The organism is Methylobacterium sp. SyP6R, assembly GCF_019216885.1.
Lineage (GTDB): Bacteria > Pseudomonadota > Alphaproteobacteria > Rhizobiales > Beijerinckiaceae > Methylobacterium.
This window is the reverse complement of the sequence record NZ_JAAQRC020000001.1, coordinates 59,210-80,112: the sequence shown is the minus strand read 5'-3', so window position 1 is coordinate 80,112 and position 20,903 is coordinate 59,210. Positions and strand designations below refer to the sequence as shown.

At 67.5% G+C, this 20,903-nt stretch carries 30 protein-coding genes; 15 read left to right on the top strand and 15 right to left on the bottom strand.

Annotated elements, in window-relative coordinates; genetic code table 11:
* The first annotated feature begins 43 nt into the window (after nt 1–43).
* Complete coding sequence (locus HBB12_RS00440) at nt 44–214, top strand: hypothetical protein (RefSeq protein ID WP_236987533.1); 171 nt, start codon at nt 44–46, stop codon at nt 212–214.
* Complete coding sequence (locus tag HBB12_RS00435; protein ID WP_236987532.1) at nt 214–801, top strand: GNAT family N-acetyltransferase; 588 nt, start codon at nt 214–216, stop codon at nt 799–801. The genes HBB12_RS00440 and HBB12_RS00435 overlap by 1 nt, the downstream gene beginning before the upstream one ends.
* Here HBB12_RS00435 and HBB12_RS00430 read toward each other — a convergent pair.
* A complete protein-coding gene (locus tag HBB12_RS00430; RefSeq protein ID WP_236987531.1) occupies nt 798–1,589 on the bottom strand; it encodes a hypothetical protein in 792 nt (263 codons plus the stop codon). The genes HBB12_RS00435 and HBB12_RS00430 overlap by 4 nt on opposite strands.
* A 104-nt stretch (nt 1,590–1,693) precedes the next feature.
* Here HBB12_RS00430 and HBB12_RS00425 point away from each other — a divergent pair, with 104 nt between their 5' ends.
* The 3 genes from HBB12_RS00425 (at nt 1,694) to HBB12_RS00415 (ending at nt 7,997) form a co-directional block, all read left to right on the top strand.
* On the top strand, nt 1,694–3,871 hold the full coding sequence (locus HBB12_RS00425) for a hypothetical protein (RefSeq protein ID WP_236987530.1): 2,178 nt from the start codon (nt 1,694–1,696) through the stop codon (nt 3,869–3,871).
* Nucleotides 3,872–3,906: 35 nt separating this feature from the next.
* Entirely contained in the window at nt 3,907–7,509 is a 3,603-nt protein-coding gene (locus tag HBB12_RS00420; protein WP_236987529.1) for a hypothetical protein, read from the top strand.
* Nucleotides 7,510–7,613: 104 nt separating this feature from the next.
* Nucleotides 7,614–7,997: a hypothetical protein gene (locus tag HBB12_RS00415; protein ID WP_236987528.1), complete on the top strand. Its 384-nt coding sequence runs from the start codon at nt 7,614–7,616 to the stop codon at nt 7,995–7,997.
* A gap of 95 nt (nt 7,998–8,092) precedes the next feature.
* On the opposite strand, the gene HBB12_RS00410 is transcribed toward HBB12_RS00415, so the two are convergent.
* The 9 genes from HBB12_RS00410 to HBB12_RS00370 form a co-directional block, all read right to left on the bottom strand.
* A complete protein-coding gene (locus HBB12_RS00410; RefSeq protein ID WP_236987527.1) occupies nt 8,093–8,347 on the bottom strand; it encodes a helix-turn-helix domain-containing protein in 255 nt (84 codons plus the stop codon).
* 2 nt (nt 8,348–8,349) lie between these two features.
* Nucleotides 8,350–8,652, bottom strand: coding sequence for a hypothetical protein (locus HBB12_RS00405; protein WP_236987526.1), 303 nt, complete (start codon nt 8,650–8,652; stop codon nt 8,350–8,352).
* Nucleotides 8,653–8,654: 2 nt separating this feature from the next.
* Nucleotides 8,655–8,837: a hypothetical protein gene (locus HBB12_RS00400; protein ID WP_236987525.1), complete on the bottom strand. Its 183-nt coding sequence runs from the start codon at nt 8,835–8,837 to the stop codon at nt 8,655–8,657.
* A complete protein-coding gene (locus tag HBB12_RS00395; protein WP_236987524.1) occupies nt 8,834–9,115 on the bottom strand; it encodes a hypothetical protein in 282 nt (93 codons plus the stop codon). The genes HBB12_RS00400 and HBB12_RS00395 overlap by 4 nt, the downstream gene beginning before the upstream one ends.
* Nucleotides 9,116–9,118: 3 nt before the next feature.
* Nucleotides 9,119–10,087, bottom strand: a complete 969-nt coding sequence (locus HBB12_RS00390) for a hypothetical protein (protein WP_236987523.1) — start codon at nt 10,085–10,087, stop codon at nt 9,119–9,121.
* Nucleotides 10,088–10,161: 74 nt separating this feature from the next.
* Entirely contained in the window at nt 10,162–11,388 is a 1,227-nt protein-coding gene (locus tag HBB12_RS00385; RefSeq protein ID WP_236987522.1) for a hypothetical protein, read from the bottom strand.
* 63 nt (nt 11,389–11,451) lie between these two features.
* Entirely contained in the window at nt 11,452–11,733 is a 282-nt protein-coding gene (locus HBB12_RS00380; RefSeq protein WP_236987521.1) for a hypothetical protein, read from the bottom strand.
* 11 nt (nt 11,734–11,744) lie between these two features.
* On the bottom strand, nt 11,745–12,545 hold the full coding sequence (locus HBB12_RS00375; RefSeq protein WP_236987520.1) for a hypothetical protein: 801 nt from the start codon (nt 12,543–12,545) through the stop codon (nt 11,745–11,747).
* Between the two features lie 70 nt (nt 12,546–12,615).
* Entirely contained in the window at nt 12,616–12,912 is a 297-nt protein-coding gene (locus tag HBB12_RS00370; RefSeq protein WP_236987519.1) for a hypothetical protein, read from the bottom strand.
* Nucleotides 12,913–13,039: 127 nt separating this feature from the next.
* Here HBB12_RS00370 and HBB12_RS00365 point away from each other — a divergent pair, with 127 nt between their 5' ends.
* The 4 genes from HBB12_RS00365 (at nt 13,040) to HBB12_RS00350 (ending at nt 14,527) form a co-directional block, all read left to right on the top strand.
* A complete protein-coding gene (locus HBB12_RS00365) occupies nt 13,040–13,258 on the top strand; it encodes a helix-turn-helix domain-containing protein (RefSeq protein WP_236987518.1) in 219 nt (72 codons plus the stop codon).
* Nucleotides 13,259–13,308: 50 nt separating this feature from the next.
* Complete coding sequence (locus tag HBB12_RS00360; RefSeq protein WP_236992617.1) at nt 13,309–13,572, top strand: YARHG domain-containing protein; 264 nt, start codon at nt 13,309–13,311, stop codon at nt 13,570–13,572.
* A 308-nt stretch (nt 13,573–13,880) separates the two neighbouring features.
* The gene (locus tag HBB12_RS00355) at nt 13,881–14,162 is read left to right on the top strand and encodes a type II toxin-antitoxin system RelE/ParE family toxin (RefSeq protein WP_236992616.1); all 282 of its coding nucleotides are present in this window, start codon (nt 13,881–13,883) and stop codon (nt 14,160–14,162) included.
* Between the two features lie 11 nt (nt 14,163–14,173).
* Nucleotides 14,174–14,527 carry a HigA family addiction module antitoxin gene (locus HBB12_RS00350; protein WP_207184179.1) on the top strand — a complete coding sequence of 118 codons (354 nt, stop codon included), beginning with the start codon at nt 14,174–14,176 and terminating at the stop codon, nt 14,525–14,527.
* Nucleotides 14,528–14,608: 81 nt separating this feature from the next.
* Here HBB12_RS00350 and HBB12_RS00345 read toward each other — a convergent pair whose 3' ends face one another.
* Nucleotides 14,609–14,995 (bottom strand): hypothetical protein, encoded by a 387-nt coding sequence (locus tag HBB12_RS00345; protein WP_236987517.1) that lies wholly within the window; start codon nt 14,993–14,995, stop codon nt 14,609–14,611.
* Between the two features lie 212 nt (nt 14,996–15,207).
* On the opposite strand from HBB12_RS00345, the gene HBB12_RS00340 reads away from it, so the two are divergent.
* Together HBB12_RS00340 and HBB12_RS00335 are read left to right on the top strand one after the other, a co-directional pair.
* Nucleotides 15,208–15,738 carry a hypothetical protein gene (locus tag HBB12_RS00340; RefSeq protein WP_236987516.1) on the top strand — a complete coding sequence of 177 codons (531 nt, stop codon included), beginning with the start codon at nt 15,208–15,210 and terminating at the stop codon, nt 15,736–15,738.
* A 150-nt stretch (nt 15,739–15,888) separates the two neighbouring features.
* On the top strand, nt 15,889–16,506 hold the full coding sequence (locus HBB12_RS00335) for a tyrosine-type recombinase/integrase (RefSeq protein WP_336886920.1): 618 nt from the start codon (nt 15,889–15,891) through the stop codon (nt 16,504–16,506).
* Nucleotides 16,507–16,598: 92 nt separating this feature from the next.
* Here the strand turns inward: HBB12_RS00335 and HBB12_RS00330 are convergent, their stop codons facing one another.
* Entirely contained in the window at nt 16,599–16,817 is a 219-nt protein-coding gene (locus tag HBB12_RS00330) for a hypothetical protein (protein ID WP_236987514.1), read from the bottom strand.
* 331 nt (nt 16,818–17,148) lie between these two features.
* Nucleotides 17,149–17,283, bottom strand: a complete 135-nt coding sequence (locus HBB12_RS34230) for a hypothetical protein (protein ID WP_272913235.1) — start codon at nt 17,281–17,283, stop codon at nt 17,149–17,151.
* Between the two features lie 557 nt (nt 17,284–17,840).
* On the opposite strand from HBB12_RS34230, the gene HBB12_RS00325 reads away from it, so the two are divergent.
* The 3 genes from HBB12_RS00325 (at nt 17,841) to HBB12_RS34225 (ending at nt 20,249) form a co-directional block, all read left to right on the top strand.
* Nucleotides 17,841–18,821: a hypothetical protein gene (locus HBB12_RS00325; RefSeq protein WP_236987513.1), complete on the top strand. Its 981-nt coding sequence runs from the start codon at nt 17,841–17,843 to the stop codon at nt 18,819–18,821.
* 584 nt (nt 18,822–19,405) lie between these two features.
* Complete coding sequence (locus HBB12_RS00320; protein WP_236987512.1) at nt 19,406–20,131, top strand: hypothetical protein; 726 nt, start codon at nt 19,406–19,408, stop codon at nt 20,129–20,131.
* Complete coding sequence (locus HBB12_RS34225) at nt 20,067–20,249, top strand: hypothetical protein (RefSeq protein ID WP_272913234.1); 183 nt, start codon at nt 20,067–20,069, stop codon at nt 20,247–20,249. The genes HBB12_RS00320 and HBB12_RS34225 overlap by 65 nt, the downstream gene beginning before the upstream one ends.
* Here the strand turns inward: HBB12_RS34225 and HBB12_RS00315 are convergent.
* Together HBB12_RS00315 and HBB12_RS00310 are read right to left on the bottom strand one after the other, a co-directional pair.
* Nucleotides 20,246–20,488: a hypothetical protein gene (locus HBB12_RS00315; RefSeq protein WP_236987511.1), complete on the bottom strand. Its 243-nt coding sequence runs from the start codon at nt 20,486–20,488 to the stop codon at nt 20,246–20,248. The two genes, HBB12_RS34225 and HBB12_RS00315, sit on opposite strands and share 4 nt — an antisense overlap.
* The gene (locus HBB12_RS00310; RefSeq protein WP_236987510.1) at nt 20,485–20,688 is read right to left on the bottom strand and encodes a hypothetical protein; all 204 of its coding nucleotides are present in this window, start codon (nt 20,686–20,688) and stop codon (nt 20,485–20,487) included. Before HBB12_RS00310 ends, HBB12_RS00315 begins: the two co-directional genes overlap by 4 nt.
* Here HBB12_RS00310 and HBB12_RS00305 point away from each other — a divergent pair.
* Nucleotides 20,675–20,899, top strand: coding sequence for a hypothetical protein (locus HBB12_RS00305; protein ID WP_236987509.1), 225 nt, complete (start codon nt 20,675–20,677; stop codon nt 20,897–20,899). The two genes, HBB12_RS00310 and HBB12_RS00305, sit on opposite strands and share 14 nt — an antisense overlap.
* The last annotated feature ends 4 nt before the right edge of the window (nt 20,900–20,903 follow it).

Below are 20,903 nucleotides of genomic sequence, written 5' to 3'. Positions count from 1 at the left end.
TGATTCCTATCCAGATGTTTTGGTTCTTCGGGTGCCCGCATCGATGCGCTCGGCCCTTGACGACGAGGCGCAGGCGCGGGGCGTGAAGCTCTCGGCCGCAACCCGGGCCGCCTTGACCGCTGGCTTGCAGGTCATCCGCGCCCGCGCCTCGAACGATCAGCCCGACGGCCCCGCGCCCGCCGGCCCGGCTGCCGCGATGCGGAGCGCCGCGTGATGTCTGATCCGACGCTGCGCGAAATCATCGAGCATCAGGCCGCGACCGCGCACGAGGCCGTTGTCGAGCGGCTGAACCCGGCCGACGACTTCGTTTCGGGTCCTGGCCGGGTCGGACAGACAGTCCGCGACCCGCTCTCGGTCGTCTCGCAATGGATCCAGCACGGCGCCGGCCGAGCGCTCGGCCACAATCCGACGTGGATCAGGTTCGTGCAGCCCGATCGGGGCGCCGGCCTGATTGTGGCCTTGAGCGCGCCGACGCCCGGCGGCGAGGAGGTCGACTTCGTGTGCGTCGGCGATCCCGGGGTGACCACTCGGCCCGTGCTGCGGGCGGCCTGCCAATGGGCCTTCAATGTCGTTGGCGCTCGCCGGATCGTCGGGCGCGTGCCCGAGGAAGCTGCGTGGCTTGCCGATTACGCCCGCCGCGCCGGCTTCACCCATGAAGGTCAGAGCCGCGATTACTTCGGCCCCGGCGAAGACGCCTCAGTCTGGGCGATGACGCGGCATTCCTGCCGCTGGCTGCCGCGCCCTCCGATGGCGATCCCGACAGCAGACACCTCCCCGCCCTCCAGCACTGCGAGGCACTAACCATGTCGCTCCTCGACGCGATCACCGGCGGGGCTTACGAGCGCGCTGCGCGCAACAATCAGTTCGCCATTCAATCCGGGCTGAACCTTGGCGCCGATGCGCTGACGAACGGCTCTGCGATGGCGCAGGGCTATCTTGGCGTCAACACGACCGGCGCCGGCCAGAACTCGCTCACCGCCCTTCAGGACGGCTATGGTACCGCCCGTGGCGCCCTGACGAACCAGTACGGCCAGACGCAGGCGTACTTGGGCAAGCTCGGCGACAGCTACGGGCATATGGTCCAAGGCGGCCAGAACGCCTTTGATCGGTACTTGGATGCCACGGGCGCCAACGGCCAAGCCGGATCGCAGGCGGCGGCTGCGGCCTTCCAGGTCTCGCCCGGCTACCAGTACGCGATGGATCAGGCGCTTGGCGCCGTGCAGCGCTCGGCGGCGGCTCGTGGCGGTCTCGCGGGCGGCAACGCCACGGCGGACATTCTGCGCACCGCGACCGGCCTCGCCGATCAAGGCTTCCAACAGTACGTCAGCAACTTGGGCAACGCCGCTCAGTCCTACGGCACCGGCCTGGCGGGCCAGGGCCAGGGGATCGCTGCACAGGCGAACGCCTCCCAGAACCTCGGCACGCAACTCGCGAGCCTCGGGCAGACCTTCGGCCAGAACCAAGCCGGAATTTACGGCACCGCCGCGCAGCAGCAGGCGCAGTTTGGACAGGGTGTCGCTGGGCTGCAGATGAACGCGGCCAATGCGCTCGTACAGAACAACAACACGCTCGCGCAGGGCCAGACGCAATCGAGCAACAACTTCTTGGGCGCGCTCCTCGGCGGGGCATCGAGCGTCTTCGGCGCGGCTGGCAAGGCCGGCGGCTTCGGCAACCTGTTCAAGCGAGGTCGTGAATGTCGTTCGCCGAATACTATCGCGGCTTCGCCGGGCTCGGGGATGCCTACGGCACGGGCCTCGAGGAAAACCGCCTCCGCACCGCCGCGAGCCGTGTCGGCCAGCAGCTCGGCGCGGGCGACTATAGCGGCGCTGCCTCGACGGCGTTCGATGCCGGCGACACGCAAACCGGCCTCGGGCTGCTCAAGCTCGGCGAGACGCACCGGCAGAACCTCCTGTCGCAGCAGGCAAGCCAAGCGTTCGCGAACGGCATCGGAGCGCTCTACGGCGGCGGGGGCGATGGCGGCCAGCTTGGTCCCCTCGGGTCGCTTGGCAGCCCTCAGGGCGCTCCCGGCCCCGGCAAGCTGCCTTCCTTCGCGGGCGGCGGCGGTGCCATGGCGCTGCCCGGCAGCGGCGGCGAGAATGAGAAGAAGTTCGTTGGCGCGCTCAAGGCGGGCGGCCTGACCAACCCATACGGCCTCGCGGCGGTGGCGGCCTATGCCAACTGTGAGAGCGGCTATAAGGGCAGTAACATCAACGGGGCGTGGTCGGACCCCAGCGAGAGCGGGCAGCCGGGTACCTCGGGCGGCATCCTGTCGTGGCGCGGCGATCGGCTCGCCAACATGCGGCGGATGACGGCCGGCGCCCCTGACCCCGTTGTAGCTCAGGCTCAATTCACGCTGCTCGAAGATCCCTCGCGCACTCAGGCCTTGCAGAACGCTCGCAGCGCCGAGGAAGCGAACAGCATCATGGCGAACGCCTGGCGCTTCGCCGGCTTCAATCGGCCAGGCGGGGAGAACGCGGCACGGTTGAACGCAACTCAGGCTTATCTCGCGCGCATCGGCGGCGGTGCTGGCGGCGCGCCCGCCCCGGAACAGGCTCAGACCCAGGTGGCAGCCGCCGACGACAGCATGGGCGCCGGGATGACCCTGCGCCGTGCTCCTGCCGCCCGGCCGACCATGGTTGCCTCTGTCGATCCTCAGGCGGACATGCCGGCCTTTGGCAGTTCACCCACGGGCTACAACATCCCTCCCGCCTCCTTGATGGGTGGCCCGGGATCCCGGCCGATGGGCGCCGGCTCGGTGATGACCCTCCCGCCGTCTGTGTCGGGGGTGGCCCCTGCGGCAGGCGGAGGGGCGCCGGCATCAGCCCCCGCACAGCAGGCCAGCGCTCAGGCGCCCGCCCAGATCGGCAACGTGCCGGCGGCAGTCATCGCAGCTGCCCCGCCGAGCCAAGCCATCGGCTTCCTGATCCGGGCTGCAGCCTCGCCGAACCTGCCGGACGGCCAGCGCCAGATTGCGCAGATGCTCCTCAAGAACAAGCTGGATGAGACCAGCATGCCGGCGGAGGTGAAGGAGTACAATATTGCGAGGGCGCAGGGCTTCACCGGCTCTCTGCTCGACTACAAGCGTGAACTGAAGCGCCCCGGCGGCCCGACACTGCTGAGCCCCGGGCAGACCGTCTATGATGAAGCCACGAACAGCGCCAAGTTCACGGCGCCGGAGCGCAACCGCTCGAACATCGCCGATGACGTGAGCGCCCGTTCGGAGGCGGCTCAAGGCCTCGGCCTCACGCCCGGGTCGCCGGCCTATCAGAGCTACGTGCTGACGGGGAAGATGCCCCGGGAGGATCAGCAGCCCTATACGGCGTCGGACAAGAAGGCGATCTTGGAAGCCGACGAGGCGGTTGCGTCGGCTCAGACTGTCATCGGCAACCTTCAACAGGCGAAGGACCTGTCGGCGAAGGCCTACCAGGGGCCGTTTGCCAGCGACCGCGGCAAGATCATGTCTAACCTCGGCAGCGAGGCGGGGCAGGCGACGCGCGAGCTTGATAACCTCGTGACGACGAATGCCTTGGCGCAGCTAAAGAGCATCTTCGGTGCCGCGCCGACTGAGGGTGAGCGCAAGATCCTGTTGGACATTCAGGGCTCGTCGGATCTGCCCCACGCTCTGCGGGTGAAGATCTACGATCGGGCGATCACGTTGGCGCAGCGGCGGCTTGAGATGAAGCAGCAGCAGGCGACCGAGATGCGGGACCGGACTTACTTCCAGCCCGGCAACGGGCCGGCGGCGTCGCGCTCGGGCGGCGCCCTCGTCCCGGCGGCGCAGGGCGCTCCGCAGCGCAACGCGCCGTCACAGGGCTCGCCCGCCCTCCAGGATCTCGAAGCCGAAGCGCGTCGCCGGGGGCTCATTCAATGAGTGGTGGTCTTTCGTCCGTCTCTGACGCTGACCTGATGCGGATGCTCGGCGCGGCCCGTGGCGCTGCGAAGCGCGACGCTTCCACCGTCCCGGTGCCGTCACCCTTCGCAGAGGAGCCTGCGGCGCCCGAGGGCCTGCCGATCCGCGTTCAACCGAACAACTCGCCCACGCCTGCCCCGACGAGCCCTGACACCGCCCCGGCGTCCATGGACCTGTCCGGCCTCTCGAACGGCGACCTGATGCGCCAGTTGATGGCCGCGCGCTCAGCGGCTGCCAAGGCACCGACGCCTGAGGCATCGTTCGGGGATCGGTTCGGTTCGGGGCCGATGGCCCGCCAGGGTGCCGCCCCGCGTGCGCTCGGCGGCGGCGATGCTCCCTCGATCGGCAACGATCAAGCCGCCGCGGATGCGCTGTACGGAGGATTGCAGCTGCAAGCGGATGAGCGCCTTGTTGGCCCTGCCTCGGCGGGCAACGCCGCGGCAGCGGGCCTGCGGGAATTCGCCAACGCGGCCTTGCTGAACGTGCCTCGCAACGCTGCGGCAGCCATCGCCAGCGCTCCGACATGGCTCGGCGGCAACGGCGCGTCGTTCGGCTCGAATTACCAGCTCGCCCGGGATCAGGATGAAGCCCTCGCTCGCCAGAACCCCAAGAGCGCCCTTGCGGGCACGGTTGGCGGCATCGGGGCGGGCGCGGTGGTCCTGCCGGCGTGGGGCGGGGCTTCGACGCTCGCGAGGCGAGCGGGGCAGGCTGCTTTTACAGGCGGCCTGTACGGCGCGGCGGGGGAATACTTCGACAGCAAGGATGCTGGCCGGGCGGGGGTCGCGGGGATAGCAGGCCTTGGCCTCGGCGCGGTTGGTAGTGCCGTGATTGAGAAGGCCGCTCCGGTCGTGCTCCGATTGGCCGAGCGCGGCATTCAGGCATTCCGGCCGGCAGCCCCGGGTGCTCCCCCATCCCTCACGGCAGAGGCCGCGGCGGCGTTGCGCGAGGCGGGCGTTGATCCTGCTGCCATCCCAGCCGACGCGCAGGCGCAGCTTGCGCAGGCGTTTCAGGCCAAGGGTGTGTCGCCAGCCGTGGCGCGCGAGGCTATCGCGGCAGAGCAAGGGATCACACTGTCCCGGGGACAGGCGACGCAGGATCCGCAGGCCTCGGCCCTGGAAGCCGGCGCCCTGGCTGGCAGCCGCGGTGCGCGGGCGCAGGGCATCGCCAGCGAGTTCGAGGTACAGCAGGCGGCGCAGGTCGCGGCGGCTCGGGATCGCCTTCAGGGCGTCGCGGCCCGCGGTGGCGAGCGGATCGACAATCCGCAAGCGGCGTTCGAAGCGGTGGCGGATCGCGCCAGACTGGCCGGTGATGAGACGGCGCAGCGGATCGCGGCAGCCCGACAAGCCGAACAGGAAGCCCTAGGAGCCGTTTCCGGCCCCGCTGGCACCGACGCGCTGTCCGGGGCGCAATCGGCCGTGGCTGGCGTGCGTGAGGCGGCAGAGCAGGCCCGCGGCGCCTACCGTCAGGCATACGGCGACGTGGCTGCGATCCCGGGCACCTTCGCCCCGGGTGCCTTGTCCGATGTGGGCACGGCGGTGCGCCGTTCGCTCGGGCCGGAAGTGCCGATTGATCCGGTCCTGACGCCTGCGACCGCGCGGGCTCTCTCCGATCTCGACAGCCTTCCGGCTGTCCTCGGTCTCGGGCCGGATCAGGGGCCGGACCTTCGCCAGGTCGAGCAGATCCGCAAGCGTCTGGTGTCGTACTACGGCGGCACCGCGCAGAACCCGACCGACCGCCGGGCGATGGGTGCTGTGATGAACGCCTTTGACCAGCGGGTGGAAGACCTGATGGCGGTCGGCCGGTTCGGACAGCAGCCCGTGCGCAACGCCGGCAGCTTCCTCGACATGCCTTCCGCCCCGCCAGTGCCTCGGCCGGGCAACTTCATGGATGTGGCCGCCGCGCAGCAAGGCCAAGGCGCCCCGGAGACGCTGACGCGCTACCTCGCCCGAACCGGCGGCATCGCGCTCGATGACGAGGCGCGGGCGGCTGATCTCAACCGGCACTATGTCCCGGGCTATGGCACGCTGGCGCGCCGCTCCGGGCGATCGGCCAATGATCTCCGGGTGGCGCTGACCGAAGAGGGGTTCTTCCCGCCGGATGCCCTCGGCGGCATCTCGGCCCGCGACGTGCAAGACAAGGTGCTCGACGCGATCCAGCGGGAGCAGCGCGGCCAGCCGCTCTATCGCGCGCAAGATGAGGCGGCAGCGGCGGCCAGAAACGCAACTCGAGGCTCGGACGAGGCGGCCGACTATGCGGCCCGGCTCGATCGCGAGACCCGGCGCACGGCCATCGCGCTCGAAGCGGAGGGACTGAGCGCACGAGACCTGGATCCCGCGACCCTGCGCGATGCTGCCGAGATGGTGTTGCGCCGCGAGGTGGACGACGCTGGCACGGCCTATGAGCGGGCCGCCAGGGAGCGCGCCGGGCTTGCCGATGGGTTTGCCGCACCACGCGGCGAACCTGCCCCGGATGTGCCCTTCCCGGGCCTGGGCGAGGCGTCGGGCCCGGCTGTCTCGGATGCGCTCCCGATCGGCAACACGGCGCCGGCAGAGGCGATGCGGAAGGCTCGGGGGCTGTTCCGGGACTACAAGGAGGCATTCAGCCCGCGCGGTCCTGGCGACATGGCAGGCCAGCGGCTCCGGCAGATCGTCGACCGTGACGCCTCTCCGTCCGACATGGTGACGGCGCTATTCGGGACGACCACGGGCAAGGTCGCCTCGGGCCAGATGCAGACCCTCGCGAGGGTGCGCGGGGCCGTCGGCGCCGACAGCGAGACATGGAAGGCGGTCCAGCAAGCATTGATCGCGCGATACCTCGGCGGGGAGAGCCAGGGTCTCGCCGGGCGGCTGGATTACCTCCTGCGGGGCGAGGGCCGCGCTCTGGCCTCCGGGTTTTTGACGGAGGAACAACGCGGCGCGCTCGGCAAGCTCCGGGGCGCGATCTCTTTGGCGGAGAGGACCCGCGCGGAGGTGCCGGCCTGGGTCTCGAACCTCGAACGATCCGGGTTCGACCCGAACGCCATCGCGGCCAGCCTGTTCGGCTCCGGCGTCCCCGGAGCGCGGGTCGGGGCCGTCAACGAAGCGAAGGCTGCCAAGGGCTTCCTCGGCGAGAGCAGTCCGGAATGGGCCATGCTGCGTCAGGCTGCCGTACAACGGCTGATCGACCCCACGGCACCGGCCGGACGGATCGTGGATCGGTTGCGGTCGTTCACGGAGGGGCCCGGGTCGGGCGTGGCCCGGGAGTTGTTCAACCAGGATGAACTTGGACACTTCCGGCGGCTGGCGGTAGCGCTGCAATCAACGATCCGGCCTGACGGCGCGATGCGGTCTGGATCCGAGAAGGCAGCTGGCGCGGTGGCGAAGGCGGTCGACCTGATCGCGGGGGCCGTGGCGTTCAAGGTGGCGGGTCCGGGTGCCGGCCTCGCGACCTATGGCGCCAAGGTCGGACAGCGGGCGCTTGTCGGCGGCGTCGGGGCTGCGAAGGCTCGGGCCTCGTTCCAGGGCGGCGCTCCGCGGGTGCTGCAACCCGCCCCGGTCCTCGATCTCCGCCAGATTGGGCCCGGCTCGGGGCTGGCGGTGGAATACGGGCTCGCCGAATAGAGATCTACGGGGCTGGCGCTGCGGCCAAGGCAGCGCCACCTTAGCGAGAAGGTCGAACAGCACCGAGTTAAGCGTCTGGGCCTTCCGCGAGAGACGATCCCCACATGGCCGCGACAACCGCTATCGGAATGGCAATGCCGATCGCAGCGGCATCAATCGTCAGTGTCGGCTTGTTCGCCTGGATGTGGCGATACGACCAATATGAGCGAGCTGGCGCCAAATCGCCTTGGTATTCCCAGGTATCTATATTCGTCGCACCTTCGATATATGGATTATTTGCCTATTTTTTTCGACACACTGTCCCAAATACATACTTTGAGTTGTTCGGTGCAGCCATGCTGGCAAATTGCCTCGCAATGGTGTTCCTAATCGCTCTCTCCAGCGCGGCATGGGGGAGCCGCGGCAAGCCAAACCGCCAGCGTGCCTTCCCTATTCTGGCGGCGTTCGGGATCGCGGTCCTGATCCTCTCCGGCGCCTTCACGAGCTGAAACAGCGCGCCCCGCCGGCCGGGTGGCCTGACGGGGCGCGGGGCCGATACGCAACGAGGCCCGTCGCAGGATGATGGGAATTGGTTACCCGGCCATCAACCCTGAGGCGTCGAACCCTTCTCGCCCAGATCGTCGCCGTCCAGGTAGGCGTTCAGATCCACGGTTCTGATGAAGGTCACCCCGTCCCGCTTCACGGCCTTGAGCTTCCCTGCTGCGATTAGCTCGTAGATCTTGGTCCGGCCGATCCCGATGGCCGCCGCGGCGTCGTTGATCCTATATGCGAGAGGCGCGGGCTTCTCCCGGATGAGCGGACGGCGGCTGGCTTCATTGCGCTCAGAAAGTCGGGGCATGCTCAGATCTCCTCTGCCATGGCGACCGGGGCAGCAGGGCGGGTCTCGAACAGCTTGCGCACCTCCGCAACCTCCGGCGGCTCGGCACACTGCAGCAGCTCGGCGGCCTCGGCGTGGCAAGCGAGCCAGCGATCGGCGAAGTAGAGGAGCCGGCCGCCGGCTTTATCGACGCCGAGCCGGCCGACACGAACACTCGCGCGCTCCATCCGCCGCGACAGGTAGCGGACCCGGATGCACAGCCATAGGAACCGGGCGATCTGGCGGGGCGACAGCCGGGGCTCGGTGGCGGGGATCACGGTCGGCATGGTCAGCAGCCCGCCAGGTAGAGGACGACGAGAACGGCAGCGGTGACGACATTGCCGCGGCCGGCTTCGTGGCCCGCCTTGGCGAGCACCTGGCGCCGGATGGCCCGGAGGCGCATCAGGCCGAAGGCGACGCCGCGGGGTTGGCCGAGAGCGAGAGACAGGCGGGCGGTGGCAGCGGTCTTCATCGGCGGCGCTCCGGGGTGGTGATTTCGTGGTCGGCGTCGGAGCCGCGCAGCCATACGATCTGCGAGGCGTGGCCCTCAGGGGCGCCAAGGGACGGCTCGGCGTCTCCGCCGTCCTCAAGGTCAGGATCGCCATCCATCTCGTTGAGGATCGCGATCAGCTTGTCGGCGGTGTCGAGGGCGGCTTGCGCCGCCACCTCGATCTGTTCGCGGAAGGCGGCCTGCGCGTCGCGCGGGGCGGCCGGGCGAGGGCGCGGCTGGAAGGTGAGCACGTTCGACACGGATCAGGCCTCCGAAGCGTCGTCGGGGCCGGACTTGCCGGCGAGCGCCCAGGCCGGGGCCGAGCCCTTGCCCGCCTGCGCCTTCACCGCCTCCCATCCCGCGTCGCTATCCGGCCCCACCTCGAACCCGACCCATCCGGGCAGCGGGTCGACGCCAGCAACCGACATCATCGCTCGGGTTGCGGCCACAAGGCGCCGCTCCTCGGGATAGCGCTGGTCGTCCAAGCCGTCGTCCAGCGGCCTGCCAATGATCTCCTCGGCATAGACGGACAGCGCCAGCGCCAGCGCGCCGAGCCCGGCGAGCGTGGAGGGCGGCGGCAGGTCCACGATGCGCCGCGCCAGGTCCCAGCAATGCTCCATCACCGCGGTATGCGCGCGGCACTCAGGCGAGTTCGACGGTCTGTCACCGAACGGATGCGCCTCGCGGGTCCAGGCGAAGGCCTGCCGCAGGGTGGGCAGAAGGGTAACGTGGGGGTCGACGTGGCCCGCCGTCTGCGATGCCGTCTGCTCCGGTCGCGGCAGGACACCGAGGGCGGCCACATCAGCCGCGATCGATTGCGACAGCCTGTAGAACGGCTTCTGGAAGTTCTTGACGCTCTCCAAGTTGAGGAGGGAGGCCTTGGCCGTCACGCCCTCCATCGTGTGCGCCCGGGTCGCGATGACCTGCGCAAGGGTCTTCTCGCGGTCACCCTCCATTCGGACCCAATCCGGGGAGTCGTAGGCATCCGCGAAGCTGGTGACCTTCAGGACCAAGTCCTGGCTGGCCTCGATCGCGACAAGCTCCTGAACCCGGAAGATCAGGATGCGATCCAGGATGGCGCCGGCCTCCACGGGGGCGGTGGTGCTGACGACTTCCGACTTCGGCGGGCGGATCACCAGCCCGGCCGCGATCTTCAGGGCGGCGGCACGATCCCGGAGGCTCGGCCGGTTCGGGTTGCGGCGAAGGACGTTGCGCAGGTTGAGAGAGGGCACGGGCGTGCTCCATGGTTGCCCCGGGAGGCCGGGGCGGATGGAAAGATGATGGCGGGGAGGGAAGAGAGGGCGGCCTAGACGATCCAGGCGCGAGCGATGTCGAGCAACAGTGCGTTATCGTGGATACGAGCGTTGCACCTGAATTCCTGCTGAGTGCGGACCATCAGGATTTCGTCACGCTCTCTGCTATCCTGGGGCGTGCGGGCCGCAATCTCGCGCTCGATGCGGTCAATGATCCAGACTGCGCGCAGCTCCTCGAACTCGGCCGCCTCACCGAACTCTGTCAGGCGCTTGACTTCGCCCGGCTCGTTCTCGGAGCTATAGGGGCGTGCCACCACGCCTTCCCACGAGAACTTCGCGACCTGGAAGGCCTCGAACAGGGATGAAAGCTGGAACACGTCGAGGCGCGACAGGTCGATTTGTTCGGCCGACAGGCGGGCGCGATCCTCAACAGCCGGTGCGGCCTGCGCCGCGGGGGTGGGCGCCTCGGTCGGGTCCGCGTCGACCATGGCCGCGAAGGCGTCGAGGATCTTGCCGAGCAGATAGCCGGCGTCGTCCACATCGCCGTTGGGTTGGGTGACCCGAGCGACCCGGAAGCGGGCGAACTCGACGAGGGCACGGCGCCCGGCCAGGGTGGTCGGCACGGTCTGCCAAACGGCCTTCTGCGCTTTCATGTCAGCCTCGCAAAGAGCGGCCTCACGCTCGTGCTGCTCCGGGGTGAGCCCCGTCCCCGGCGTGCTGTCCTCCAGGGCATCAAACGCCGCGCTTGCCGCCCTGCTGGCCGCGATGGCCGCAAGGATCGGGTCGGCGGCGGGCTGGCGCTCGGCCGGGCGGCCGACATGCCGCATCGCCTCCGGTTCCCGGGCATGCTCGCCATAGCTGATGTTGCGGAAGGCCACGGCCATCGGGTGATCCCGCTCGGTCGCGCTGGCGTCGCCGAGGGAATTCATCTGGCGCGAGATGACGGCCGCCGCGTAGGCGGTCCGATCGGCATCCGAGTGCAGCGGCGTGTGGAGCAGCGCCCGGAAGGCCTCCTCCTCGGCCTGCCGCCGCTCGGCAGCATCCGGGAGCCCGTAGGCCTCGGTATAGAGGGCATAGCCATAGGCCATCTCGTGTGCGGCCAGCGCAGCGGCGACGGCCTTTGACGGCGTGCCGGCGCCGGGGAGTTTCGGCCGGACGATGCCGGCGGGCGGGCGGCGCATCACCTTCGCGGCCGATCCCTTCAGGGTGGCGAGCCGATCCCGCAGGGACGGGCGGGGAGCGTCGGGGTTGCGGCGGGGGAGCTTGATAGCGAGCTTCATGGCAAGTGATCCTGTGAGCTTGATAGCAAAGGAGCCAGATGGCGGCCGATCACGACCGCAAGTTCAGAGGTGCGTGGCGAGGCCGATCAGCCCCATGCCTCCGCCGATCAGGACGATGGCGGCCAGGAGATCGCCGGCCGTGCTGAGGAAGCGCAGGGCGCGGACGTGGGGCGTGTCCGGCCGGACGGCGGTGACGGCTTCCCACTCCTCGACGGTGCCAGGCACGGGCTCGTCAGGCGGCAGCGTGGGGGCTTGGCGCCCATAGATGGGCGCGGGGAAGTAGCGGCGGCCCTCGGGCGCCTGCGGGGCGGTGGCGGGCACGGTGCGGCGGGGAGCGGAGGACATCGTGTCGGCCCTCACGCTTGAGCCGATGCGTTGGCGAGCATCACGGCGAAGCGCTCGAACAGCCACGCCCCGAAGGCGTGCTTGTCGAAGTCCTGCGCGACCGTGGCGAGGTAGGCGGCGAGGGTCTGCACCTCGGCGGCATTGGCCGGAGTGAGCGCCAGCAGGGCGTTGAGGGCGGCAACCTCCTCGTCGCCGGCACGATCGGCGATGGCGAGCATCAGGCGCTCGTCCGGGGCGCTGTCCTTCTCCGCCCTCACGTAGTCGCGCACGGCCTGCGACACGGCGAGGTTGGCGCTGCGATGGTCCTCAATCGCGGCGAGGAGCGGGCTCGGGCCACGGGGCGCCGGGAGCGCAATCACGGCCGGGGGCGAGGCCTCGGGGACGAACATGACGAGTTCGGCGAGGCGGGCGCGGATCAGGTCGCCCAGGTCGCAGCCGCCGAGACCGCACGTCAGCAGGTTGGTGCCCTCCTCCTCCACGTACCAGCGAAGGTGAGCGATCAGGGCGTGGGCACCCGGCCGGGTGGCGCAGGCGGTGCCGAGGAGGCGCATGGCGGCCTCATACTCGGCATGTTCGGCGCCCTCGGCTTCTTCGTCGGGGGAGATCTGGAAGGCGGCCCAGGCGCGGCGGTGGGCGCGGATGGCCGAGAGGATCGGGTCTGCGACGGCCACGGGCGCCGGCAGGGCGAGGACCGCAGCGGCGGCAGCCGGGGCAGCCTTCGCCACCGGGGCGGCGAGGAGGGCCGCGGCGCCGGCCACGATGGCACGGCGGGCGGGCAGGGCTGTGAGGAGGGCGAGCGTCATCGATACCATGAGCGGGGCTCCGGGCTGGAAGTCGGCGGGTTGTGGTGGGTGAAGGGTCCGGGGTGCCGCCCCGGGCGGATCAGTGCGCCTTGGCGGCGCGGGCGGCCTTGGCGAGCTGCCAGGTGGCCTTGAGGGTGACGGAGAGAGCGGCCTGCCAGGTGCAGCCGAAGCGGCCCTGGTGGACCTTCGCGGCGGCGCTGGCAGCGGCCATGATGGCGGCGCGGTCGTATTCGCCACCGACGACGAGCGGCCGGCGCTTGGCGGATGTGGCGGCGACGAGACCCTGAGCGGCGAGGAGGCCGGCGGGGCGCTTGGCGCGATCGGCCTGGATCTCCTTCATCGCGGTAGCCCAGTAGAGGGAGCGGGTGGCGGACATCGGCTTGGCCTTGGCGTCGCGGCTGATGTCGTTTATATAGTACGAGGTTGGGCGATAGCGCAATACGAAAAGTACGAGGTTGGGCTGAAAAATGCTAAGTCCGATGCAGTGCCGGGCCGGACGCGCCATGCTTAATTGGAGCCGCGAAGATTTGGCTGAGAAAAGCGGCGTTTCTCGACAGACACTTGCCGACTTTGAGACAGAAAAGCGCAAGCCTTACGATAGGACGCTGGCAGACATCGTGCGGGTAATGCAAGCCGCTGGACTTGAGTTCATCCCCGAGAACGGCGGCGGCGCCGGCATCCGCTTCCGCAATCGGGCGGACGGCACGCGCGAGGAGCATTGAAGCGCTTCAATCTTTTTATCAGTCCCCATCCATACGAACTAGGTGTAGATATGAGAACGACAGCTATCTCAGCCGTGCTCCTCTTGCTCGGCACAGTTCCCAGCATGGCGCAGTCATGCGACGAGTTCTGGTATCAAAGGAACATGATCTACAAGGAGGCAGGATACTGCTTCAAGACTGCCGCAGCCATCAAGAATTTCGGCAACGCTGGCTGCAAGTTCGACGATCAGGCCGATGTACCTCTGTCCGCTCGGGATCGGGCGGAGATTGCCAGCATCAAGAAGATGGAGCGAGCTATGGGATGCTCTCAGTAGGGCCGCTTCCGCCCCTTCCGGGGAATGCCGCTCGAACACTACTGGCCCACCGAGAAGCTGGCGGAGGTCTTCCCGGGTAGGTTCATGAGGTGCGGGGCGGGTATAGCTGCCGGGGGAGTGCCCGCCATCGTCCGCGCGCCTGTCCAGCAGGACCCTGAGGCCCTGGAAGGCGGGTGCCGACTCTACCGTCTGCCCTTCCGGCCCCGGGCGGACGGGACGCGGGATGAGCACTGAGGGGCATCCCCGCCCTTGACGACGATGTTGCAATAAGTGATACATGTAGCACTAGATGCAACACGGCGGGCGTGATGATCCAGAGCTTTCACGACCGCATGACGGAAGCCGTGTTCCGGGGTCGGTGCCCGAAGGGGTTCCCGGCCGACCTGTTCAAGGCGGCTCGCCGTCGGCTGATCGCCTTGGACGGCGCGACCTCGCTGGACGACCTGAAAATCCCGACCTCGAACCGGCTGCATCCGCTCGAATGGGACCGGGCCGGACAGCACGCCATCGCGGTCAACGCGCAGTTCCGGATTTGCTTCGTCTGGACCGATGCTGGTCCGGAGCGTGTCGAGTTCACGGACTACCACTGAGAGGGCTACCCATGTCGGACATCATCACGCTCGACGCTCTACGGCGGTCCTTCGACGACACCGAGGGCGTCACGGTTCTGCCGCCGCTGCACCCGGGCGAAGTGCTACGGGAAGAATTCATGGTGCCGCTCGGTCTCTCCGCCGGAGCGGTCGCCAAGGCGCTCAACCTGCCACGCTCGCGCATAGAGCGGATCGTGAAGGAGGAGATCGGCATCAGCACCGACACCGCCTTGCGCCTGGGGCGCTATTTCCGCACCTCGCACCTGTTCTGGCTCAACCTCCAGACCCGGTTCGAGAGCGAGACGCTGCTGTCCGAGATCGGTGCCGAGTTGGAGGGGATCCAGCCTGTGCCGGAGGCGGCGTGAAGTTCGTTAGGAAAGCCATTTCGTGAACGAGTACGCGCTACTCGCCTTCGTTATCGCCCCCGCTGCGGTCGTGGCGCTGGGCTACCCCGCCTTCCAGGCTTCGGCGAACCCGGGATCGATGACGTAGATCGAGCCGGCGGCCTCCGTCCGGTACCAGCCGCCCGCCTTCGGCACGCGGCCCCCGCCATGAACCGCCGTCGTAACGTGGCCGAGGATGGTCCCGACGAAGTCGGCCGACCCGTGCTGCTGCATCTGAGCCGATGTGACCGTCCCGTGCTCGGCGAAGAAATCGATCAGCTCGAGGGACTGCGTCTCCGAGAACGTGCGCTTGCGTTTCCCGAGGTGCTGGCGGGCCCGGTTGGCTGCAGCGGTCCAGTCCATCGCCACCTTACTTTTCCCTGGTGGTCGGCGCTTCATCACGGGCGGCTTGCCGTTCCGGCGCAGCCCCTCGTTCATCGTGTCGACCATTAGCCGGTCGAGCACCTCCCGGCTGCATGAGGCCTCCGCATAACACGAATGCCTCGCTCCGACCCTTCACCGCTCGTCGCCTCGCCGTCACGGTAGCGGCCCGGGAGCAGAGACGGGAGTTGCATTCATCAATCGTTGGGACGACCCCTGCACTCATTTCCACAAGCGGTGCGGGTGTTACCCGCCGCGAGGTCGCACCGAGAGTGAGAGCGATGACAAACCCCTTCCTGCAGAGTCGTGCCGGCGTCTTCGCCGTAACCACCTCGCCCACGACGCCGACGCAGGCCGAGTCTATCTGCGCTGCCGTCATCAGGAGGATTGCCGCGCCGCCTCAGAACATGTCGGCCCTGTCGCAGGACTGGTGGACGCAGGTGGTCAATAACATGCCGCTCGTATCCGTGGTGTCCCAATCCCAGCGATCGATCGAGGCGTTCGATGCCCAGATCTGGGCCGCACTGATGCTGGGAGACGACATCATGGCCGCCGTTCCCGGCGGGCGAGCGATCGTGAGCGGGTGGCTCGCCGGACCGTACTCGCCATACACGTCGCTCAACAGCTTCGTCATCGTGGACCGGCCGGACAAGCGCATCGCCGCCAGGCTCGCCTTCTTCGATACCGAAGGCCGGACTTTCAGGCATTCGGATATGGTGATTGATGCCGTGTCCGCTCGTAACCTGGCGACCCTGCAGGCCGTGTTCGGCTCCGCCCCGCTCGCGAACGTGCCCTATCTATGCCGGCTGTGAGGCAGCCGAGCTTGCACGCTCCCTACTCCTCCTCGGTGCCTTCCGTCCCGCGCTTGCCCACGCACCGCTCCATGATCGGGGGCTGGTACTTCAGGAGGACACGTTCAGCAGGCCGGTCCAAGGTCGATCAGGAGGGTGCCGGGTTCGAGTATGCCATTTCGCATGGGCGCTTCATCAAGCCGGTTGCCCTGCTGCGCGACTGGCTCGATGCGGCGGGGATTACGGAAGGACCCGTATTCCGGCCGGTGTCGCGCTCGGGGCGGGTGCGGAGCACCCCCCCATCCCCAGAGGGGGGAGGTTTCGACCCTCCCACGCAATGGGGGAGGGTCTGCCCCCTCCACCGAACCCGAGAGGGGGGCACCCCGCCTGACCTGCCAAGCCGTCGCTGACATCATCAAGAAGCACGCGACCGCGGCCGGGCTCGATGCCTCCACGTTTGGGGCGCACTCGCTGCGGGCTGGCTACATCACGACCGCAGCGGAGCGCGGGGCGGATCTCGCCCGCATTATGGATCAGAGCGGCCACCGCGATACGCGCACGGTCGTCGGCTACATCCGCCGGGCGAACGCCTTCAAGGGGCACTCGGGGAGCGGGTTCCTTTGGTCCACGCTGAGAGGTAGGAAGTCTGGCGCCGATGCGCGCGAGACGAGTTCGGGGAAGCGACAATGCCCGTTTGGAGACGCCTACTCTGTGCAGCGATCGGCGCCGGTCTCCTCTACTTCGCAGCCCGGATCCTCCTGTTTGAGTATGAAGCCGGACGCTTTCTGATCCGTGCGACAGTCCCCGCAGGATTTATGGCCTTCCTGGGCGCCTTTCTTCTCGCCTCGGGCGCGTTTCCGAACCTGACGCGGAAGTGGTAGTCATCGCTCGAACTTCCACACCGGGACCATTCCCTGTTGCTTGACCGGGTGCGCCTTGTACGCCCACCCGTTCCCAATCCTGATCCACTCGTCGGTAACCTCGGTCACGTCCCGGGTGAGCGGGATCAGATGGCCGGTCCAGCCGCCGCGGGTCGTGCCGAGGGTCGGGCTCACGCCGAAGAGATGCGTCGTTTCCCATCCGGCCGCGTGCGCCTGCATCCCCCAGCGCTCGATGAACTCGCCGCAGCGCCGGTGCCGTCTCGGCCCATTCGTCAGGGCGCAGACCAGGACAGGGCGGCACGCCCGGGGAGAGGCTGGCGAAGCCCTTGGACCATTCGAGGACGACAGACGGGATGCTCATGGGGCGACCTTTCCCGCATCGCGGCGCAGGCCAACCCAGCCTAAGTTTGACGAACCGTTGCCGTTCGTGCCGAATGAAACCTTGGGCGACTCGCATCCTGTGGGTTGCTGAGGTGAACACCGCCGCAGCAGGCAAAGGTCCGCCATCACCGTGAAAGGCGGATCTCGTCATCTCAGAGGGGATGATCATTCAGCCCAGCCGCGCGCCCTCGTGAACCAAATGAGCCATGGCTTGGCCGTGGGTGAGCCCTGAGGCAATCACCTCTTGGCCGCAGTAGACTGTGTAGGTGCCGTCCTCGGTCCCGACGATGCGGATCTCAGGCATGGAGCGCTCCTCTGAGAAGCGGCTGCACGGACGCAACTGAGCTAAAGATACTCCCGCCAGAGCGAAAGAGCGAGCCGGTTTACCGCCGATGGGTAGGTGCTCTCCTCGACGATTGGCCTCACTCCCTAGAGTGAGGGCAACAGCTAAAGGCGGTAATGGCACTATCGGCACAGAGAGCCGGTATGAGCGAAGGCGCTTCAAGGCGTCCGGGTAGGACGAGATCCGCACCTACCGGCACTAATGGCGCTATTGGCCGGTAGGGGGCTATCGGCAGGGGAGGGCGGTCTGTCTACGTCGATCGACCCTGGACCTAAGCCAACTCGGTTGCGAACGAGCCTGAAGCCGCTAGCTAGCTTGACCGGGCGATAGGCCAATTGGTGTCCGTATGAAAATTGAAGCTCGAATAAGAGTGATCTTATGTGAATATTTTGATGCATTAATCAAATTGAGACCAAGGCGACGCGCAAAAATTAATGTGGGTCCATATCTCGGATAATTGATCGGTATTGACTGATTTATGCATCCTTGCGCCCTATCAGATCAGAGGGCGCTTGAAGATGATGCCTCGCAACCCCGCCGAAGCGGATTGGTTGATCCGATCCGCAGAAGAGCAGGCGGCACAAGCCGAACGGTGGGCTGCCGTCGCACAGCAACAAGCAGCCTACCAAGCCGCCATAGCGCAGGCGCACGCCGCGGACGCTGCTGGACTGCGGTCTCTGTGGAGCTTTGAGGCAATCTCTGTACCGCGGTACGCAAACCAAGCGGCCCAACCGGCGCCTGTTGTGGTTGAGACGCGATCAGTGCCCGAGCCCGCAGAGCCGCCGACTTGTGAGTTTTGTGGAAAGCCCACACGGATTTGGAACGGTAAACCGCAACGTTTTTGTTCTTGGATAAAAACTTCAACATCATATTCTTGTGCGCAACGCTTCCGCGAGCGGCGTAATAGTGAAATCAGAAGGAAAGCGCGGGCTGAGGCAAAATCTGCGGCGCACGCCGTTGTATCTTGTGAGGAAATCAAGACAATTTATGAAGACGATAACGAGGAAGAAAAACCAAGTTGTCAGTTCTGCGGGAAAATCACGCGTATCTGGAGAGGGCGGCCTCAGAAATTTTGCCCGCCGTCAGAAGGATATAAAAAATCACCGTGTGTTGCAGCATTCCACAATCGCGCTGCTCGTGCCAAACCTCGCCGCCGGACTCCACGGACACAGCGCCTTACAAAGCAAACTGAACCGGTGCGTCCAAGCGGGTCTGTGCTGGCGACCGCTTCGCCACGAGCGGCTGGGCATGCGCTCTTGGCAGCCGTCACTCTGGCTGTTCCGCGGCATCATCCAGATGATTTGCGTGACGAGATTATCAGTGAGGCAGCGATGCTGGCGCATCAGGGCGTTGAAATAAATGAAGCTGTTGTCCAAGCTACGAGGAGCGTTCGCAAGAACGCTGCGCCCCTTCGCTATACCAAGCCCATTGAGGACTGCTTCTGGCTTGCTGACGAAGCGCAATCCGGAGTAGATCTTGATGAGCAATCCTACACTTAGGAGCCGATGTGAGCCGCGGGCTGGGGATCAGGCAAGGGGCGTTCCTGTCGGCCCTGGTGCGCCTCGACGAGGGCGGGGCGCCGCGCTGGCACACGCCGGCTGAGGTTCTGGCCGTCATGGGGCCGCTGCCGATCGGTCGCGCCGAGAGGATGAAACGGCATTTCGACCGTGCCAACCGCGCGCAGATCGCCCATCTCCGGGAACTTGTCGCGGCCGGGCATCACTTCGCCGTTGGTGGAATCGCCGTGCGGGAAGCTCAGATTGGGGAGCGGGAGCGGGAGCGGGTGCGTCGGTGGCGGTTGCGGTGGGAAGCTCCTCGATCGCCGAACACGGTCAGGCCAACCCGCAGGGCTGGTGAGGCAGCCAATCCGTCGAGGGTTATCGTCCTCCTGGCTAAGCGCGGGTTGGTAGAGCGGGAGGCTCATTGCGGGCCGGGGTCGCGGGTGCGGCGGCTTGATTGAAGATCAAGTATTTCAACCCAGAACGGGTCACCGACCATGCCTAAGCAGGAACAACCGGCGGCGGCTAAGGCGTCGAGGAAGCGGCCGGCGAGGCCGAAGTGCTCCGATGAGGAAACCGCTCGAATGCTGGCGGCGGATGCCCGGGGTACTGCGTGGCACGTTCCAGTGTCTGCCTCCCTCGAAGTCGGACCGGAAGGCGGGACGGACCTGGGATCACCGCACGATGATCCGCGGGGCTGGCTGGTTCGTCTTTCCGATGCGATGGGCAGCCGGTCCGACGAATTTGCGGTGGCGCAGCTGAGCAAGCTCACCGTCATGATCGCCAAGGACAACCCGACGCCGCAGCTCGCCCTCAACGCGATGCTCGCCGGTGTCGATGCGGTCCGGCCCGAGAACGAGATAGAGGGCCAACTTGCCGTTCAGATGGCCGCGACCCATCACCTTGCCATGCGTTGCCTGTCGCAGGCTGCGACCACAGACAGCCCCGCCCGGATGGAGGCGGCCGGGACACTCGCCACGAAGATGCTGCGCACCTACACGACACAGCTTGAGGCCTTGGCGAAGCTCCGGCGCAGTGGAGCCCAGACGGTCCGGGTCGAGCACGTCCACGTCTACCAGGGCGGCCAAGCCATCGTCGGCAGCGTCACCGCCCCGAACCCCGGGGGGCCTCTCGAAAAGGAACATCAACCCCATGCACTCACTGGCCCGGCAACCCACGCCATTCCGCCTAGCGCCCCGATGCTGTGCCAAGACCAGGCAGGGGATCGAATGCCGGTCGCCGGCAGTGAGCGGGAAGCGCCGGTGCCGAATGCACGGCGGCGCCCAGGGAAGCGGCGCACCGCAGGGTGAGGCCAACGGCCGGTATCGGGATGGCCTACGGACCAAGGAGGCTGCGGCCCTGCGGGCGGAGGTTCGGCGGCTGCAATTGAGCACTCGCGACCTGCTCGGGGCGCTGAGCGGCGCTTAGTGCGGCTGGAGGTGATCCGCCGCCCACTCGGCCTCGGTCGGCGAACGCGGTTCCGCGATGTACAGGATGCCCCGGTGAAGGCTCGCCCGGCCATCGGCCGCCCACTTGCGCCAGTCCCGGAGGGCGGCGGCGCCCTCCTCGTCGCTCATCGGCCGATCGGCAAGGATCGCCCGCGGCGCCTCGACGACGTGGATAGCCTCGACGCGCTCAAGACGGCGGCGAAGGTCTGCAAGGCTCATCGGATCAACCCTTCTCTGCGCATGAGGTCAAGGGCCCATTCCTCGCGGGCTTGGTCGAGATCCGCCCGGCCCGGGTCGAGGTCTTGGTGCCAGGCAATCAGCCCGTCCAACTCCTCGTCGCTGTAGCGATGTACGCCACGAAGCCGGCCACGGTCGCGCTGCTCAAGCCGTGCGATGCAGCGTTTAATGGCGGACAGCATCGGCGCCCCCGGTGTCTTCCTCGATAATGTCGGCAAGGCCGGCATCGCCGGTCGCTCGAAGGTGCCTGACGGCGGCGGGCAGGCTTCCGTGCTCCTGGACAAGGACGGGGTAGCCCCGGCGGATGATGCGCCACAGCTGCGCGTCGCTCATCTGCTCCATGGCGCCGCTCATGCCGCGCTGGCGTTCGATCTGGTCAAGGCGGCGGTGTAGGGCA